Origin of the sequence: Actinoplanes sandaracinus, from assembly GCF_030009775.1 — a bacterium.
Taxonomy (GTDB): domain Bacteria; phylum Actinomycetota; class Actinomycetes; order Mycobacteriales; family Micromonosporaceae; genus Actinoplanes; species Actinoplanes sandaracinus.
In genome coordinates, this window is sequence record NZ_JASCTH010000013.1 from 125,038 (window position 1) to 139,076 (window position 14,039).

Consider the following 14,039-nt stretch of genomic DNA (forward strand, 5'->3'; position numbering starts at 1 on the left):
CCGGGCAAAATGCGGGCGTACGGGCGTACGGGCGTACGGGAGGATCCGCGTCCGCGGCGGAGTCGTGGGTTATTCCTGCTGGGATGCTGGTTCCCGCAGGAATGCGAGGACCGCCAGCACCCGCCGGTGACCTTCCTCAGCTGGGGAGAGCGCTAGCTTCGAGAAGACGTTGCCGATGTGCTTGGCGACGGAGGCGTCGGTGATGACGAGGGCGCGGGCTATCTCGGTGTTCGACCGGCCCTCCGCCATGAGGGCCAGGACCTCGTGCTCCCGTGCGGTCAGGCGTTGCAGAGGGTTGCGGCGGCGGTTGAGCATTTGCCGTACGACCTCGGGATCCATCACGGTACCGCCGGCGGCTACCCGCGCCACGGCGTCGGCGAACTCCGATACCTTGCCGATGCGGTCCTTCAACAGGTACCCCAAGCTCGCCGCGCCGGCTTCGAAGATCTCGGCGGCGTACGTCTGTTGTACGTATTGGCTCAGAACCAGCACGGGCAGCCCGGGATGGCGCTCGCGCAACCTGATCACCGCGCGGAGGCCCTCGTCGGTGAAGGTGGGCGGCATCCGAACATCGCTGATGACCAGGTCGGGGACGCTCTGCTCAACGCTGGTCACGAGGTGTTCGGCGTCACCGGCGGTCACGACCACGGTGTGACCGAACCGTTGCAGCAGGGCGACCAGTCCTTCGCGCAGCAGCACGGAATCCTCGGCGAGCGCTATCCGGAGGGAACGGTCGGCGGGCATGGTATCTCCATTCGAACAACGGTGGGACCACCGGGCGGACTCGACAACAGCAACCGGCCGTCGAACACCGCGATGCGATCAACGAGGCCGGACAGGCCCGATCCGCGGCTCGGATCCGCGCCGCCGACACCGTCATCGGACACCTCGATGACCAGGAGGCCGTCGACGAGAGACCCCCGGACGGTCGCCGAGCCGGCGCCCGCGTGCCGGGCCGCGTTCGCCAGCGCCTCGCACACCACGAAGTACGCGGTGGCCTCGATCGACGTGGTCAGCCGTCCGGGTAGTCGGATGTCGGCCTCGACCGGCAGCACCGACCGTCCGGCGAGATCCTCGATCGCGGCCGGCAAGCCGCGGCCGGTGAGGACTTCGGGGTGTACTCCACGGATGAGTTCCTGTAGCTCGGTGAGGGCGTCCGTGGCTTGTTGGTGCGCTGCGTCGAGGTGCCCGGCCATGGGGGAGTCGTCGGTGACGTCGAGGCGCGCCAGCCCGAGCGTCATCGTCAGGGCGACGAGCCGCTGCTGAGCGCCGTCGTGCAGGTCGCGTTCGATGCGCCGCCGTTCCGACTCGAACGCGTCGACCAGCCGTACCCGTGATCGGGACAGTTCGACGAGACGTTCACCCAGCTCGGCGTCTCGCGGCGCGAGTACCGTTCGGGTGATGGCCGCGCGCGCGTTCGCCCAGCCGGTGATCAGGTAGGCGTAGACCGACAGCACCAGGACAAACACCACCAGGCCGACCAGCACCGCCAGGACGGGAAAGACACGGGTGAAGTCGAGGGCGCCGTCGCTGATCGCGCTGGTCAGCCAGCGCGTCGGGAGAATGAGCAGCAGAGCTCCGAGCGCCGCGAGCGCGCCGTCCAGCCAGTACAGGCCGCACAGGCACACCACCGCGAAGCCGACCTCGCGCCAGGTGGCCTGTTTCCGGAGTCGGTCACGCAGTCGGCCGCTCCAGCTCACACCGGCAGGTTGCCGAGGAGGTTTCGGCAACGGGAGAGGGTCGATCAGACGGAGCCGCCACCGTTCGAACCTGCCCAGCAGCAGTCCGCTCGCCAGCAGCGAAACCGGCAAGATCACGACTAGGCCGGTCGCTTGGACCCACACCTGTTGCTTCCCGAGCAGGAAGGCGAACAGGAGCGGCAGGTACAGGGAGACCAGAGCACCACTGCCGACGACGGCGCCTAATGCGAGGTACGCCCAGGACCGCCACGGCCACGACGATCGCAGGAACCACGCGGGCCGCTGAGTCAGAGCCTGCTGGGCCGTACCGACGATCATGGGCCCGACCGTACCGCCCGGATCGGCCTCTGGCAGTAGAGCGTGGTCTACCAAGATCACACGACCCTGCGTTACTGTGCCCGAGCCGGCTTACCGGTTGCCTGGTGGGATGCCAGTCATCGACCCTCCAGCCCCGGCTCGCCGACTCGATCCATCGGCGGACCCGGTCCCCCGACCACACCGGAACAACCGGCACCATGCTGTCGGAATCCGCCTGCGATTGCTCCGCAAGCTGACGCTGGCGGGTCTGGCTCTCTGCGCCGCCTACGCGTTCTCCTGGCACTACCACTTCTTCGACATGAAGATCTACCTCGGCGCGCTGAGCTGGTGGGCCGACGGGCGTGACCTGTACACGTACGCGGCACCGGAGTCCGGGTTGGGCTTCACCTATCCCCCCATCGCCGCGATCATGCTGACGCCCCTCGCCGGATGGACGGCGGAGGCTGCCGGATGGTTCCTTCTTCTCGGCGGCGTCGCGGCGCTCGCGCTGGTCCTGCCCAGCCTGCTTCGCCCCCTCATGGTGCGGTACGGATGGCGACGCCGATACGTGGTCGCGGCGGCCCTGCCGTTGGCTCTGTGTACCGAGCCGGTTCGGCAAACGCTCGGCATGGGGCAGGTCAATCTCCTTCTGTTCGCTCTCGTTGTCGCCGACCTGATGGCATTGCGCCGGCAGACGACGGCGCCCCAGCGCGGCCGGATGACGCGCCGCGGCTTCTCGCTCCTTCGCCGGCCCACTCTCACCGGCTGGCACAGGTTCTGGCGCGGTGGGGAATGGGCGGGCATCGGCATCGGCATCGCTGCGGCAGTCAAACTGACTCCCGCCCTGTTCATCGTCTACCTGGTCCTGACCCGGCAGTGGCGGGCCGCTGGTACCGCTGTGGTCAGTGGAGGTGCCGCGACCGTGACCGGATTCGTCATCGCCCCGGACGAGTCGCTGCGGTACTTCGGCAGCGTGCTGTGGGACACCGGCCGCGTGGGCAATGCGGACACGACAGCGAACCAGTCACTCGGCGGCCTGCTCGCGCGTCTCCACGACACCGTTGACCCACCCCTGCTGCCCTGGCTTCTCTGCGCGCTGACGATCCTCGCCGTGGGGCTGACCAGAGCACACCGGGCACACACCGCGGGCGACGAACTCGTCGCATTCACGCTGGTCGGCCTGACCGCGAACTTGGTCAGCCCGATCTCCTGGACGCACCACCTTCTCTTCCTCCTGCCGGCCGTGGTGATTCTGGCCGAGGTAGCCGCGCGCCGGGCGACGACCACCGGACCGGACGGCGCACAGGCGTATCCTCCGCGCCGGGCCATTCAGGTCTTCGGGCCGGCCATCAGCGTATATCTGATAACGGTCATAACTCCTATTTGGTTCTACGCGCACGAGCTTCCGCGGACGTCGCATTATGCCGACGGCCTGTGGGGCGTCCTTTTCGAAAACGCCTTGGCCCTGCTGCTTATAGCGCTCGTCACCACGCTGCCCGGAAAGGGCGAACAGGCGGTTCGCTCACCGTCCGTCGGCGTCGGTGACGAGCGACCGTCCCGACTTTGACGTTCGCCTTCATCCCCCCGAAACGTCCTGCGAAGTGTCGACCGTGACATTCGGCAAGCGGAGCACGCCGGTTCGGATACGGCCGCGGTCTCTGTCGTGAACCGGATGGCGGCGCGGGCGGTACACCCTGCGATGATGTGAGTTCAGCAGGGGAGACCGGATGATCGCCGTGGCCCACCCGCAACCAGTCGCCGCCCGCCGCACCTCCGACCTCCTCGCGCGTGCCGCCGTCGGGGCGTTCCTCCTCGTCGGCCTCGGGGCGCTGCACCTGATGTTCGTGGTCGCCGGGCCGCCCGCGTACAACACGTTCTCCTCGGCCGGCCGGCTGCTCGGCCTCTATCTGGCGTTCGCGATGGTGTGCCAGGTGCTGCTGATCGCCCGGCTGCCGCTGCTCGACCGGGCGTTCGGCATGGACCGGCTGACCGGCTGGCACCGGTGGACCGGGTTCGCCGTGTTCTGGCTGGCGGTCCTGCACCCGTCGTTCGTGATCCTCGGGTTCGCGCGGTACGGCCAGGACCCGGTCCTGGCGACCGCGCTGTCACTGTCGCAGCAGGTGCCGGTGCTGCTCGGCCTGATCGCGGTGAGCCTGATCGTGCTGATCGTCGCGCTGTCGGTCCGGATCGCCCGGCGCCGCCTCTCCTACGAGACCTGGCACACCGTCCACCTGCTGTTCTACGTCGTGCTGGGGCTCGGCATCGTGCACCAGGTCTACGAGGGCACCGCCTTCACCGTCAACCTCGCCACCCAGGTGTTCTGGTGGGGCCTGTGGGCGTTCGCGCTCGGCGCCCTGCTGACCGGCCGGCTGATCGTGCCGCTGGTCCGCAACCGACGGCACCGGCTGCGGGTCGCCGCCGTCGTCTCCGAGTCCGGCGACGTGGTGTCGGTACACATCACCGGCCGCCACCTGGACCGGTTGACGGCCCGCGCCGGCCAGTTCTTCCTGTGGCGCTTCCCCGGGCACAACCGGTGGTGGCAGGTGAACCCGTTCTCGCTGTCGGCGGCGCCCAACGGGCGGTCGCTGCGGCTCACCGCGAAAGGCATCGGCAGCACCAGCGCCGGGCTGCGGGACCTGCCGGTAGGGGCCCGGGTGTTCGCCGAAGGACCGTACGGCGCGTTCACCCTGGCCCGCCGCACCCGCACGGCGACGCTGCTGATCGCCGGCGGGATCGGCGTCACCCCGATCCGGGCCCTGCTGGAAGACCCCGACCTGGGCCGCGACGTGATCGTCATCTACCGGGTGCGCAGCGGCAACGACGCGGTCCTACTCGGCGAGATGCGCAACCTGGCCCGCGAGCGGGGCGCCCGGCTGCACCTGATCACCGGGCGCACCGGCGGCGCCAACCAGCCCTTTCAGCCGGAGAACCTGCGCCGGCTGGTTCCCGACATCACGTCTCGCGACGTTTACGTGTGTGGCCCCGCCGCCCTGACCAACGCGATCCTGGACAGCCTGCGCCGGCTGAAGGTCCCGTCCCGGCAGGTGCACGCGGAACTCTTCCGGCTGGCGGGGTGAGACCTCTCGGCGGTGCGCCGCGCCACCCGTCCGCGATCTCGTGGAGTCGCGCGGCAACGGTGCGCCCGAATTCCCCAAGATCGTTAGGTGGAGGTGGTGACCAGGCCGCACTCGTAACCCAGGATGACCGCCTGGACCCGGTCGCGCAGGCCGAGTTTCGCCAGGATCCGCCCGATGTGCGTCTTCACGGTGCCCTCGGAGACCCGTAACTCCGACGCTATCTCGGCATTGGACAGTCCACGGGCGATCAGGGTGAGCACCTCGCGCTCGCGGACGGTCAGCACCGCGAGACGCCCGTCCGGGACGGACGGCGCGGCCGGTGGGGCGGCGACGAAGTGGGCGATCAACCTGCGGGTGGCGGTCGGCGCGGTCACCGCCTCCCCGGAGACCACCACCCGGATCGCGGCGATCAAATCCTCGGCCAGGGTGTCCTTGAGCAGGAACCCGCTGGCGCCGGCGCGCAGCCCGGAGAAGAGGTACTCGTCCAGGTCGAAGGTGGTCAGAATGATGACCTTGGGGCTGGGGGAGAGCGACCGGATCCGCCCGGTGGCGGTGATCCCGTCCACGCCGGGCATCCGGACGTCCATCAGAACCACGTCCGGCCGGGTGCGGGTGGTCACCTCCAGGGCGGCGGCGCCGTCACCGGCCTCCCCGACGACCTCGATGTCGCCGGTCTCGTCCAGGATCATGCGGAAGCCGGTGCGGACCAGGACCTGATCGTCCACCAGCACGACGCGGATGCTCATCAGGCGCCCACCGGCCGGGGCCGCAGCGGGAGACGGGCCAGCACCCGGAAACCGGCCGCCGCGCCCGGCCCGGCCTCCCACTCGCCGTCCAGCAGCCGGACCCGCTCGGCGATGCCGCGCAACCCGTTGCCGGGCCCGGCTGCCGGCGTCGGGCCGGTTCCCGAGCCATCGTCGGTCACCTCGACCTCCAGGACCTCGGGCCGGAAATGGAGTCGTACCTCCGCGCTCGCACCGTCCCCGGCATGCTTCAACGTGTTCGTCAGAGCCTCCTGCGCGATCCGGTACGCGGACAGGTCCACCCCCGCGGGCAGCGGCACCGGCTCGCCCTCGACGGCGAACGTGACCGTGGTGCCGGCCGCCCGGATCCGGTCGATGAGCTCGGGCAGCGCGTCCACACCCGGCTGCGGCGCCAGCGCCGGCTCCTCCCGGACGATCGCGAGCAGGCGCCGCATCTCGGCCAGCGACGACCGGCCGGTGGTGACGATGTCGTGCAGCGCCGTCTCGGTCCGGTCGGGATGCCGCCGCAGGGCCGCGGCCGCACCCTGCGCCTGGACCACCATGACGGAGAGACTGTGCGCGACCACGTCGTGCAGCTCGCGGGTGATGCGCGCCCGCTCGGCCGCGGTCGCCAGCGCCACCCGCTGCCGCTGCTCACGCTCCAGGTCGGCGGCGCGTTTCTCCAGCGTCCGCAGATGGATGCGGCGGCCCCGCAGATTGGCGCCGAGCAGATAGGGCAGCGCCAGCGCGAGGAGCAGGCCACTGCTGCGCCACAGCGCCTCCCCCAGATCCGGCCTGCGCTCGTCGACGACCACGACCCGGGTGCCGTCGGCGTCCACGGCGACGGCATTGTTGATCGAGTGGGGGAAGGTGTCGTCGCCCTCCGGGGGACGTGCCGTGCTGAGCGCGGCGACACCGGCCAGCAGCACCCCGCAGGTGATCGCCGCGGTGCGGCGGCGCGGCCGCTCGGCGGCGGCCAGCATGAACACGGCGATCGGCACGGCCAGGTCGAGGGCCTGGAGCTCGGACGTCTCCGGCAGCTGGTGGCCGAGCGCACCCGCGAAGGTGAGGACGACCGCGGCCAGCGGGCGGTGCCGGCAGAGAACCAGGCCCACCACCATGAGTACGGTGAACGGCCACCATGAATCGTCGATGTCGCGCGCTTGCTCCACCGTCAGGGCGGTGAGGCCGATCGCGACCGTGAGGTCGACGGCGAGCCACCGCAGGCCCGTCATCCAGGACATTCGTCCAGTTTAGAGTCGACGGAGCCGCCGGCCGTCGGTCCGTGGTGAGATTTCGGTGTACGACCGTGGGCATACGCGGGCCGGCAAGGATCGGACCCGTCGCGGACGATCCCGTGCGGCGCGACGGCCAGCCTGGGTGCATGCGAATCGTAGCGAGATGCCTCGCGGCCGCGATGCTCGTCACGCTGGCCGCCTGTTCCACGGGAACCGCCGGCCCGCCGGCCCCCGCCTCGTCGATGTCCGAGGCCGACCTGCTCGCCATCGGCAAGGAACTCGTGCAGTGCATGCGCGACAACGGACTGCCCGACATTCCGGACCCGTATGTCGAGAAGAACCGCCTGAAGCTTCCCGACGGAGAGCAGAAGGTGATGGAGGAGAAGTACACCGAGCAGCAGTTCGACACCGCCGAGCAGGCCTGTCAGAGCGTCGCCGACAAGCTGCCGCAGGGAGCCATCGAGAGCGGCGAGAAGGAGGCCGGCGGCCCGCCCGGCCCGGGGGACGTCGAGGCACTGACCAGGTTCGCCGAGTGCATCCGCCAGAACGGTGTCCCGGAGTGGCCGGACCCCGCCGCCGACGGACGGTTCCCGCTGCGGGGCACCCCGCTGGAGAAGGAGAACCCCGAGGACTCACCACGGCTCAAGGGCGCCCTCGACGCCTGCCAGAACCTGTGGGGCGGCGGGATCTCGATCTCATGAGGCGGCGACGCGCGACCCGGGTGGCCGCGGCCACCGTCACCGGGGTGGTGGTCGTGGCCGGCGCGCTGGCCACCGGCTACACCCTCACCGCACAGCCGGAGGCGGCAGCCGGCGCCACCGAGGTGCCGACCCGCACCGTCGCGGTGACCCGTGGAACCGTCAGCCAGCGGTTCCGGCTCGCCGGCACCTACGGTTTCGACGGGTCCTACTCGGTGCTCCACCGTGGGGACGCCGGCATCCTGACCGGGGTCACGGCGGCCGGATCCACGGTGAGCCGGGGCGGCGTGCTGTACCGCGTCGGCGGGCGGGCGGTGCGCCTGCTGTACGGCGACATCCCCGCCTACCGCGACCTGAACAGCTCGGTCACCGACGGCGCGGACGTCCGCCAGCTGGAACGCAACCTGCGTGCCCTCGGCATGGACCCCGACCATGAGATGACGGTCGACACCGACTTCACCGCCGCCACCGCCGCCGCGGTGCGACGACTGCAGAAGAGCTGGGGCGTCACCCGTACCGGCGCATTGCCTCTGGGGTCGATGGTCTTCCTGCCCGGCGAGATCCGGGTCAGCGAGGTGAAGGCCCCGGCCGGCACCACCGCCGGCCCGGAACAGGCGGTGCTGGCGGGCACCACCACCAAGCGGGTGGTCACCGCGAACCTCACCGCCGAGCGGCAGAACCAGATCAAGGCCGGCGACAAGGTGACCGTCACGCTGCCCGGATCCCGGCAGGCCGAGGGCGAGGTGCTGCGGGTCGGGCGGGTGGCGACCGCGCCCGCCGACGGTGACGGCACCTCCCAGCCGGCCACCGTGGACGTCGTGCTGGGCATCCAGGTCCCGGCCGGCGCGCCCGACTTCGACCAGGCGCCGGTGCAGATCAACCTGGCCACCGCCGTGCGCCGCGACGTCCTGACCGTCCCGGTGTCCGCGCTGCTGGCCCGGCCCGGCAGCGGCTACCGGGTGCGGCTGGCCTCCGGCGGCTACGCGGACGTCGAACCCGGCCTGTACGACGACGCCACCGGCCTGGTCGAGGTCACCGGCCTCTCCGAGGGCGACCGGGTGGAGGTGCCGGAACAATGACCGCCGCCCTGGAACTCCTCGGTGTGTCCCGTACCTTTCCCGGCAGCCCGCCGGTGGAATCGGTTCGCGGCGTCGACCTCACCGTGCACAGCGGCGAGCTGGTCGCCGTGGTCGGCCCGTCCGGATCCGGTAAGACCACCCTGCTCAACATCGCCGCCGGGCTCGACCGGCCCACCTCCGGCTCGGTACGCATCGCCGGCGAGACCCTGGAGAACCTCAGCGACCGTCGGCTCGCCGGACTCCGCGCGCACCGGCTCGGTGTGGTGTTCCAGCAGTTCTTCCTGCTCGATCACGCCGATGCCCGGGACAACGTGGCGACCGGCCTGCTCTATCGCGGTGTGCCGGCCCGGCAGCGGCGCGCGGCCGCCGAACAGGCCCTGGAACAGGTCGGCCTCGGCCACCGGATGAAGCATCGCGCCCGGCTGCTCTCCGGTGGTGAACGGCAGCGGGTCGCGATCGCGCGGGCGCTGATCGGCCGTCCGGCGGTGCTCTTCGCCGACGAGCCCACCGGCAACCTGGACACCGTCACCGGCGACGCCATCCTGGAGTTGCTGCGCGAACTCAACCGGGCCGGCACCACGATCGTCGTGATCACCCACGACGCGCATGTTGCGGCGGCGGCCCGGCGTCAGGTCACCATCCGCGACGGGCGGATCGAGCCGCTCGCCGGCGGTGGCCAGGGGGTCGGGCCCCTCGCCGGCGGCGGCCAGGGGATCGGGCCGCTCACCCGCCGCGACCAAGGGGTCGAGCCGTGAGTGCGCTGTCCCGGCTGCGGATCGCCGATCTGCTGCCGGTGGCCACGATCGGGCTGCGGACCAGGCCGGGCCGGGCGGCGCTGTCGGTGCTCGGCGTGGCGATCGGGATCGCCGCGATGGTGGCCGTGCTCGGCGTCACCCGCTCCAGCCAGGCGCAGGTGCTCGCCCAACTCGACCGGCTCGGCACCAACCTGCTCACCGTCACCAACGCCGAGGCCCGGGGCAGCCGGGAGAACCAACTGCCGGAGACCGCGGCGTCGTCGATCGGGCGCACCGAGGGGGTACGGTCGGCGGCCGCGACCGCGCAGCTGAAGGACGTCGGCGTACACCGTACCGACAAGATCCCGTCGCATCTCGGCGCCGGCCTCGAAGTGCGGGCCAGCGGCACCGGCCTGCTGTCCACCCTGGACGCCCACCTGATCGAGGGAGTCTTCCTGGACCCGGCCACCTCGAACTATCCGGTCGTGGTCCTGGGATTCGAGGCCGCCCGGACGATGGGCATCACCGAGGTGACCGGCGACGAGCGGATCTGGCTGGGCGAGCGCTGGTACGTGGTGACCGGCATCCTCCAACAGGTCCAACTCGCGCCGGAGATCGACCGGGCGGCGCTGATCGGTTTCGGCACGGCCACCGCCGACTTCGGCTACGACGGCCATCCCAGCCGGGTCTACGTGCGCGCCGACACCGACCGGACGGCCGAGGTGGCGACGATGCTGCCCCGGGCCGCCAACCCGGCCGCGCCGAGCCGGGTCACCGTCAGCCGGCCGTCCGATGTGCTCTCCGCACGGCTGGCCGTCGCCGACGCCACCACCTCGCTGTTCCTCGGCCTCGGCGCGGTGGCGCTGCTGGTCGGCGGAATCGGCATCGCCAACGTCATGGTGATCTCGGTGCTGGAACGGCGCGGCGAGGTCGGGTTGCGGCGCGCCCTGGGCGCCGCCCGCCGGCACGTGGCCGCCCAGTTCGTGGTCGAGTCGGTGCTGCTCGGCGCGGTCGGCGGCGGGGCGGGGGTGCTGCTCGGCGCCGCCGTCACCGTGGCCCTGGCACACCACCAGGGCTGGCAGCCGATCATCCCGCCGGTCGCGGCCGGTCTCGGGCTGGTGGCCGCGATCGGCGTCGGCACGGTCGCGGGGCTGTATCCGGCGTTGCGGGCCGCCCGGATGGCCCCGACCGAGGCGCTGCGGACCGCCTGACCACTATCGGACGTCCGGTACTTCTATCGGACGTCCCGCACTTCGAGGACGCGTGCGGCGGGGGCGGCCTCACCGGCTGCGGCCCGCAGGGCCAGACGCTCCGGATCCCCCATGTACGAGTCGAGGCCGGCCCGCTCCCGGAAACGGATCACATGCACCTCCGTTCCGGACGGGCCGGTGTCGCGCAGCCGCCGTTCCAGGGTGCCGCCGTGCCTGTCCAGCAGGGTGAGCACGGCGTCCTCGTATCGTCGGCCGGCTTCGGCGTTCCCGGGCGTCATCTCGACGACCGCCACCAGCAACAGATCATGATCAGTCACCGACCCAGTATCGCCCGCTCGCCCGGTCCACTCTGTCTCGTCCGGCGAGCCTCGTTCGGGAACCGGGTGGCCGGATCTGTCTGATGAGCTCGAGTTCACACGGGATTCCTGGAACAGTTGGCGCGCGCCTCGCCCATGTCAGATGACCGACCAGACCAGAGCCGCCCCGGTGGCCGCGCAGTAGAGCCCGGTGGCCACGGCCACCATCCGATGTCGTGCCCGCTCGTCCCGGCTCAGCCGGCGGAGCAGCGCGGCCAACAGCGGCAACACCAGCACGGCGTGCAGCGCGATCCCGTGCGCCGGCTTCAGGAAACCGGCGGTCTCGTACGCCACCGCCGGGCTCGCCGTCCGGTAGAGGATCGAACCGCGAGCCACCATCGCGACCCCGCTCACCAGGCAGATCAGCATCAGCCCGAACCCGGCGCCGACCGCCAGGCGCATGTCCGCACCACCACGCACCCGCCCGCGCAACGCCACCACCGCGTACGCCCCTAGCACCGCCACCAGGACCGCCCCACCGGCCGCGAGACTCATCGCGATGGCGCGGTCGACCGGGGTCTCGGTGTTGAAGTGCGAGGGCACACCCCGCCACGCCTGCACGGTGATTCCCGCGACCTCCAGAACACAGTCCGCCGTGAAGATCCCGAGCAGCCGGAACCGCCATCGTGGAGTCATCACCAGATAGCCGGTCACCCACGCGATCGTGATCAGGGTGAGGCCGAACGACAGGCCGAAAGTGGCGGGTTTGCGCCACGACACCGGACCGTCCCAGCCGCCGCCGTCGGCCAGCAGGATGCCGAGATGCGCCACCCCGGAGATCATCAACAGCAGGCCGGTCACGTGGGCCACGGTCCGGGCCGGTCGCGCTGTGCGGCCGGGCTCGACGTCGAGCTGAGTCATGACCGGATGATGCCGCCCACGGACGGCCGATGTCGTCGTGCCAATGACGTATCCCGAGGTACGTCCGCCATGCCCTACTCCGGCGCCACACGCGGCGGCTCCCAGTGCTTCAGCGGCTCCCGCAGGGTGTGGGCTCGGGAGCCTGACTGCAGCGCGCGTGATGATCCCGGGCCGCGCCGGCGTTCAGCGGGTGTGGAAGCGGACCTCGACTTCGCTTGCGCCGCGACGGTGAGGGCTGCGGGCGGTAGGGTGTCCGTTACCGCCTGTTTGTCGATCGTGTCCAGCTGGAGTGCGTCATGGCGACGGTTACCGACGATCCACTGGTCCGGGTCGGGCGCTGGGCGCTCGCCAAAGTGTGGGTCGGGGTCGTGCTGTCCGGCGGCTACGCGCTGGGGCGGCATTTCGACTGGCCGCAAGCGTTCCTCACGGCGGCGGCGGTGCTCGGGGCGGTGGCTCTGGCGCTGGTCTCGTCGTTCCTGCCGATCTGGACCCGGCAGCGGCCCAGCGGCATTCCGGTGGCCGATGTCGGCCTGCGTGTGATGGTGTGGGGCGGGATGACCGTTTCGGTGATAGCCCTGCTGGTCGGTATGCCGGGGATCGGCATGGTCGCGGCCGCCCTACTGCTCAACACCGCTGCCCGTACGTTCGGCGACCCTTTCGCCCCATTCCTCCGGCGCCTCCGGATCACCCCGCCGGTGCGGTATGCCGGGGCGGCGGCGAGGTCCACGCAGGCGGCGGCACGCACCACTCATCCCGGTCCGTCCGAAACGGCGGCGGGTCGGGCAGCGGCTACCCGCGCGGGTGTGAGCCGGGCGGCGGCGGGCCGCCCGGGGGAACGGCCGGAGCCCACGTCCCGGGCGGCCTGACGCCGCCGGCGATCAGTTCTGCGACTGGCGCCAGTCGCGGACGGCGTCGCGCGTCTTGTCGAAGATGGCCAGCGGCGGACCCGCGATCAGGTTCGTGATCGGGTTCTCGCCGGCGTTCGGGTGCGGGCGGGTCGGGGACACCGCCTCGGCCGCGCGCACCGCGCCCGCCATCCGGACCAGCGTCGCCGGGTCCGTCTTCGTGCGCAGCTGCGGGAACTCCTCCTGCTCCTCGTGCAGGGCGTGGCTGAGCACCGCGGCCTCGAACTCGGCGAACCGCGCGTCGAAGTCGGGTGAGTCGACGCCCAGGTCGTAGAGCTTGGCGAGCGCGCGTTTGGCCTCGTTCTCCTCGGCCAGGCGGGCCTCCACCACGTCGCTCCCGGCGTCGTCACGGGCGGCGGGGTGGACCACCTGTTCCTCGGCGCTCTCGTGCACCGCCAGGAGCCGGGTCAACTCGTGGAAGGCGTCCCGCCTGGTGTCTCCGGTGGACTGCCGTACCCGGGTGAAGAGGGCCCTGATCTGCTGGTGCTGGCTGAGCAGCAGTTCGATGACGTCCTGTTCCTGAACCGTGGTCACAGATCCTCCAACTGTGTCGTCGAACGTGGGTGTGCCTGCGTTCGGGGTCTACCCGAGGGAGGCCGGGTATAACGTCCCCCACGGGCCGCAAGCCGGAGTGCCCCGGTGCGCGCGAGCTTGAAATGGGTCCATGACCTGGAAAGACGCCGACAACCGGCACGTCCGGACGGAGGGCGCTGACGCCCTGAACAGCGGGCGTGCCCTCGCCGATGGCGAAGGGCCTCTCCGAGGCCGAGGACGCGGTTGCCATGGGAGTCGCTTCGGTCACGGCCGACATGCCTGAGCGGGTACGGGCGGGGATCGTCGAAGGTTCGGACACCGCCTTCCGGTACGGGGTGCACATGGTCGCCGGGGCCGTCCGCGTGCTTGGCTCGCTCGCGGCGGTGGCCGGCATCCGGCACCTCTGCGCGGTTGTCTCGGGGTGTCGCTGACCGGATCGGGCGGGCACACGCGCGGCGCGCACGGTGTTATCGGGGCCCGGCTCTGCTTCTTCACCGACGTCGACCTGACGGTCCGATTCGGTCGGTGGCCCATCCGCCAGCAGCCACCCCTCCGGGCGGGTGACCTGCACCAATGTGTTTTTGTCATACCCTCGGCGCATCATCG

The 14,039-nt window shown here is 71.1% G+C and carries 15 protein-coding genes; 8 read left to right on the plus strand and 7 right to left on the minus strand.

Annotation, left to right across the window (positions count from 1 at the left end; translation table 11 throughout):
• Window positions 1-69 precede the first annotated feature (69 nt).
• Both QLQ12_RS20795 and QLQ12_RS20800 read right to left on the minus strand, forming a co-directional pair.
• Entirely contained in the window at window positions 70-744 is a 675-nt protein-coding gene (locus tag QLQ12_RS20795; RefSeq protein WP_282761889.1) for a response regulator transcription factor, read from the minus strand.
• Window positions 717-2,018: a sensor histidine kinase gene (locus tag QLQ12_RS20800; RefSeq protein ID WP_282761890.1), complete on the minus strand. Its 1,302-nt coding sequence runs from the start codon at window positions 2,016-2,018 to the stop codon at window positions 717-719. Before QLQ12_RS20800 ends, QLQ12_RS20795 begins: the two co-directional genes overlap by 28 nt.
• 220 nt (window positions 2,019-2,238) lie before the next feature.
• Here QLQ12_RS20800 and QLQ12_RS20805 point away from each other — a divergent pair, with 220 nt between their 5' ends.
• Together QLQ12_RS20805 and QLQ12_RS20810 are read left to right on the plus strand one after the other, a co-directional pair.
• Entirely contained in the window at window positions 2,239-3,564 is a 1,326-nt protein-coding gene (locus QLQ12_RS20805; RefSeq protein ID WP_282761891.1) for a glycosyltransferase 87 family protein, read from the plus strand.
• Window positions 3,565-3,724: 160 nt separating this feature from the next.
• Complete coding sequence (locus QLQ12_RS20810; protein WP_282761892.1) at window positions 3,725-5,074, plus strand: ferredoxin reductase family protein; 1,350 nt, start codon at window positions 3,725-3,727, stop codon at window positions 5,072-5,074.
• Window positions 5,075-5,157: 83 nt separating this feature from the next.
• Here the strand turns inward: QLQ12_RS20810 and QLQ12_RS20815 are convergent, their stop codons facing one another.
• Together QLQ12_RS20815 and QLQ12_RS20820 are read right to left on the minus strand one after the other, a co-directional pair.
• Window positions 5,158-5,820, minus strand: a complete 663-nt coding sequence (locus tag QLQ12_RS20815) for a response regulator (protein ID WP_282761893.1) — start codon at window positions 5,818-5,820, stop codon at window positions 5,158-5,160.
• Entirely contained in the window at window positions 5,820-7,061 is a 1,242-nt protein-coding gene (locus QLQ12_RS20820) for a sensor histidine kinase (protein ID WP_282761894.1), read from the minus strand. Before QLQ12_RS20820 ends, QLQ12_RS20815 begins: the two co-directional genes overlap by 1 nt.
• A gap of 140 nt (window positions 7,062-7,201) precedes the next feature.
• Between QLQ12_RS20820 and QLQ12_RS20825 the strand changes: the two genes are divergently transcribed.
• The 4 genes from QLQ12_RS20825 to QLQ12_RS20840 are packed head-to-tail and all read left to right on the plus strand — an operon-like array spanning window position 7,202 to window position 10,777.
• A complete protein-coding gene (locus QLQ12_RS20825) occupies window positions 7,202-7,756 on the plus strand; it encodes a hypothetical protein (RefSeq protein ID WP_282761895.1) in 555 nt (184 codons plus the stop codon).
• Window positions 7,753-8,832, plus strand: a complete 1,080-nt coding sequence (locus QLQ12_RS20830) for a peptidoglycan-binding protein (protein WP_282761896.1) — start codon at window positions 7,753-7,755, stop codon at window positions 8,830-8,832. Before QLQ12_RS20825 ends, QLQ12_RS20830 begins: the two co-directional genes overlap by 4 nt.
• Complete coding sequence (locus QLQ12_RS20835; protein WP_282761897.1) at window positions 8,829-9,587, plus strand: ABC transporter ATP-binding protein; 759 nt, start codon at window positions 8,829-8,831, stop codon at window positions 9,585-9,587. The genes QLQ12_RS20830 and QLQ12_RS20835 overlap by 4 nt, the downstream gene beginning before the upstream one ends.
• A complete protein-coding gene (locus QLQ12_RS20840) occupies window positions 9,584-10,777 on the plus strand; it encodes an ABC transporter permease (protein ID WP_282761898.1) in 1,194 nt (397 codons plus the stop codon). The genes QLQ12_RS20835 and QLQ12_RS20840 overlap by 4 nt, the downstream gene beginning before the upstream one ends.
• A 23-nt stretch (window positions 10,778-10,800) precedes the next feature.
• Here the strand turns inward: QLQ12_RS20840 and QLQ12_RS20845 are convergent, their stop codons facing one another.
• Window positions 10,801-11,094, minus strand: a complete 294-nt coding sequence (locus QLQ12_RS20845) for a hypothetical protein (protein WP_282761899.1) — start codon at window positions 11,092-11,094, stop codon at window positions 10,801-10,803.
• A 138-nt stretch (window positions 11,095-11,232) separates the two neighbouring features.
• On the minus strand, window positions 11,233-11,994 hold the full coding sequence (locus QLQ12_RS20850; RefSeq protein ID WP_282761900.1) for a hypothetical protein: 762 nt from the start codon (window positions 11,992-11,994) through the stop codon (window positions 11,233-11,235).
• Window positions 11,995-12,290: 296 nt separating this feature from the next.
• Here QLQ12_RS20850 and QLQ12_RS20855 point away from each other — a divergent pair, with 296 nt between their 5' ends.
• The gene (locus QLQ12_RS20855) at window positions 12,291-12,860 is read left to right on the plus strand and encodes a hypothetical protein (protein ID WP_282761901.1); all 570 of its coding nucleotides are present in this window, start codon (window positions 12,291-12,293) and stop codon (window positions 12,858-12,860) included.
• Between the two features lie 12 nt (window positions 12,861-12,872).
• Here the strand turns inward: QLQ12_RS20855 and QLQ12_RS20860 are convergent, their stop codons facing one another.
• Window positions 12,873-13,433: a hemerythrin domain-containing protein gene (locus tag QLQ12_RS20860; RefSeq protein WP_282761902.1), complete on the minus strand. Its 561-nt coding sequence runs from the start codon at window positions 13,431-13,433 to the stop codon at window positions 12,873-12,875.
• A gap of 209 nt (window positions 13,434-13,642) precedes the next feature.
• Between QLQ12_RS20860 and QLQ12_RS20865 the strand changes: the two genes are divergently transcribed.
• Window positions 13,643-13,864, plus strand: coding sequence for a hypothetical protein (locus tag QLQ12_RS20865; RefSeq protein WP_282761903.1), 222 nt, complete (start codon window positions 13,643-13,645; stop codon window positions 13,862-13,864).
• The last annotated feature ends 175 nt before the right edge of the window (window positions 13,865-14,039 follow it).

What these genes read in the sequence shown, in the direction of transcription:
- QLQ12_RS20795 (WP_282761889.1), bottom strand. Translation starts at nt 744, where the DNA reads ATGCCCGCCGACCGTTCCCTCCGGATAGCGCTCGCCGAGGATTCCGTG.
- QLQ12_RS20800 (WP_282761890.1), bottom strand. Translation starts at nt 2,018, where the DNA reads ATGATCGTCGGTACGGCCCAGCAGGCTCTGACTCAGCGGCCCGCGTGG.
- QLQ12_RS20810 (WP_282761892.1), top strand. Translation starts at nt 3,725, where the DNA reads ATGATCGCCGTGGCCCACCCGCAACCAGTCGCCGCCCGCCGCACCTCC.
- QLQ12_RS20815 (WP_282761893.1), bottom strand. Translation starts at nt 5,820, where the DNA reads ATGAGCATCCGCGTCGTGCTGGTGGACGATCAGGTCCTGGTCCGCACC.
- QLQ12_RS20820 (WP_282761894.1), bottom strand. Translation starts at nt 7,061, where the DNA reads ATGTCCTGGATGACGGGCCTGCGGTGGCTCGCCGTCGACCTCACGGTC.
- QLQ12_RS20825 (WP_282761895.1), top strand. Translation starts at nt 7,202, where the DNA reads ATGCGAATCGTAGCGAGATGCCTCGCGGCCGCGATGCTCGTCACGCTG.
- QLQ12_RS20830 (WP_282761896.1), top strand. Translation starts at nt 7,753, where the DNA reads ATGAGGCGGCGACGCGCGACCCGGGTGGCCGCGGCCACCGTCACCGGG.
- QLQ12_RS20835 (WP_282761897.1), top strand. Translation starts at nt 8,829, where the DNA reads ATGACCGCCGCCCTGGAACTCCTCGGTGTGTCCCGTACCTTTCCCGGC.
- QLQ12_RS20850 (WP_282761900.1), bottom strand. Translation starts at nt 11,994, where the DNA reads ATGACTCAGCTCGACGTCGAGCCCGGCCGCACAGCGCGACCGGCCCGG.
- QLQ12_RS20855 (WP_282761901.1), top strand. Translation starts at nt 12,291, where the DNA reads ATGGCGACGGTTACCGACGATCCACTGGTCCGGGTCGGGCGCTGGGCG.
- QLQ12_RS20865 (WP_282761903.1), top strand. Translation starts at nt 13,643, where the DNA reads ATGGCGAAGGGCCTCTCCGAGGCCGAGGACGCGGTTGCCATGGGAGTC.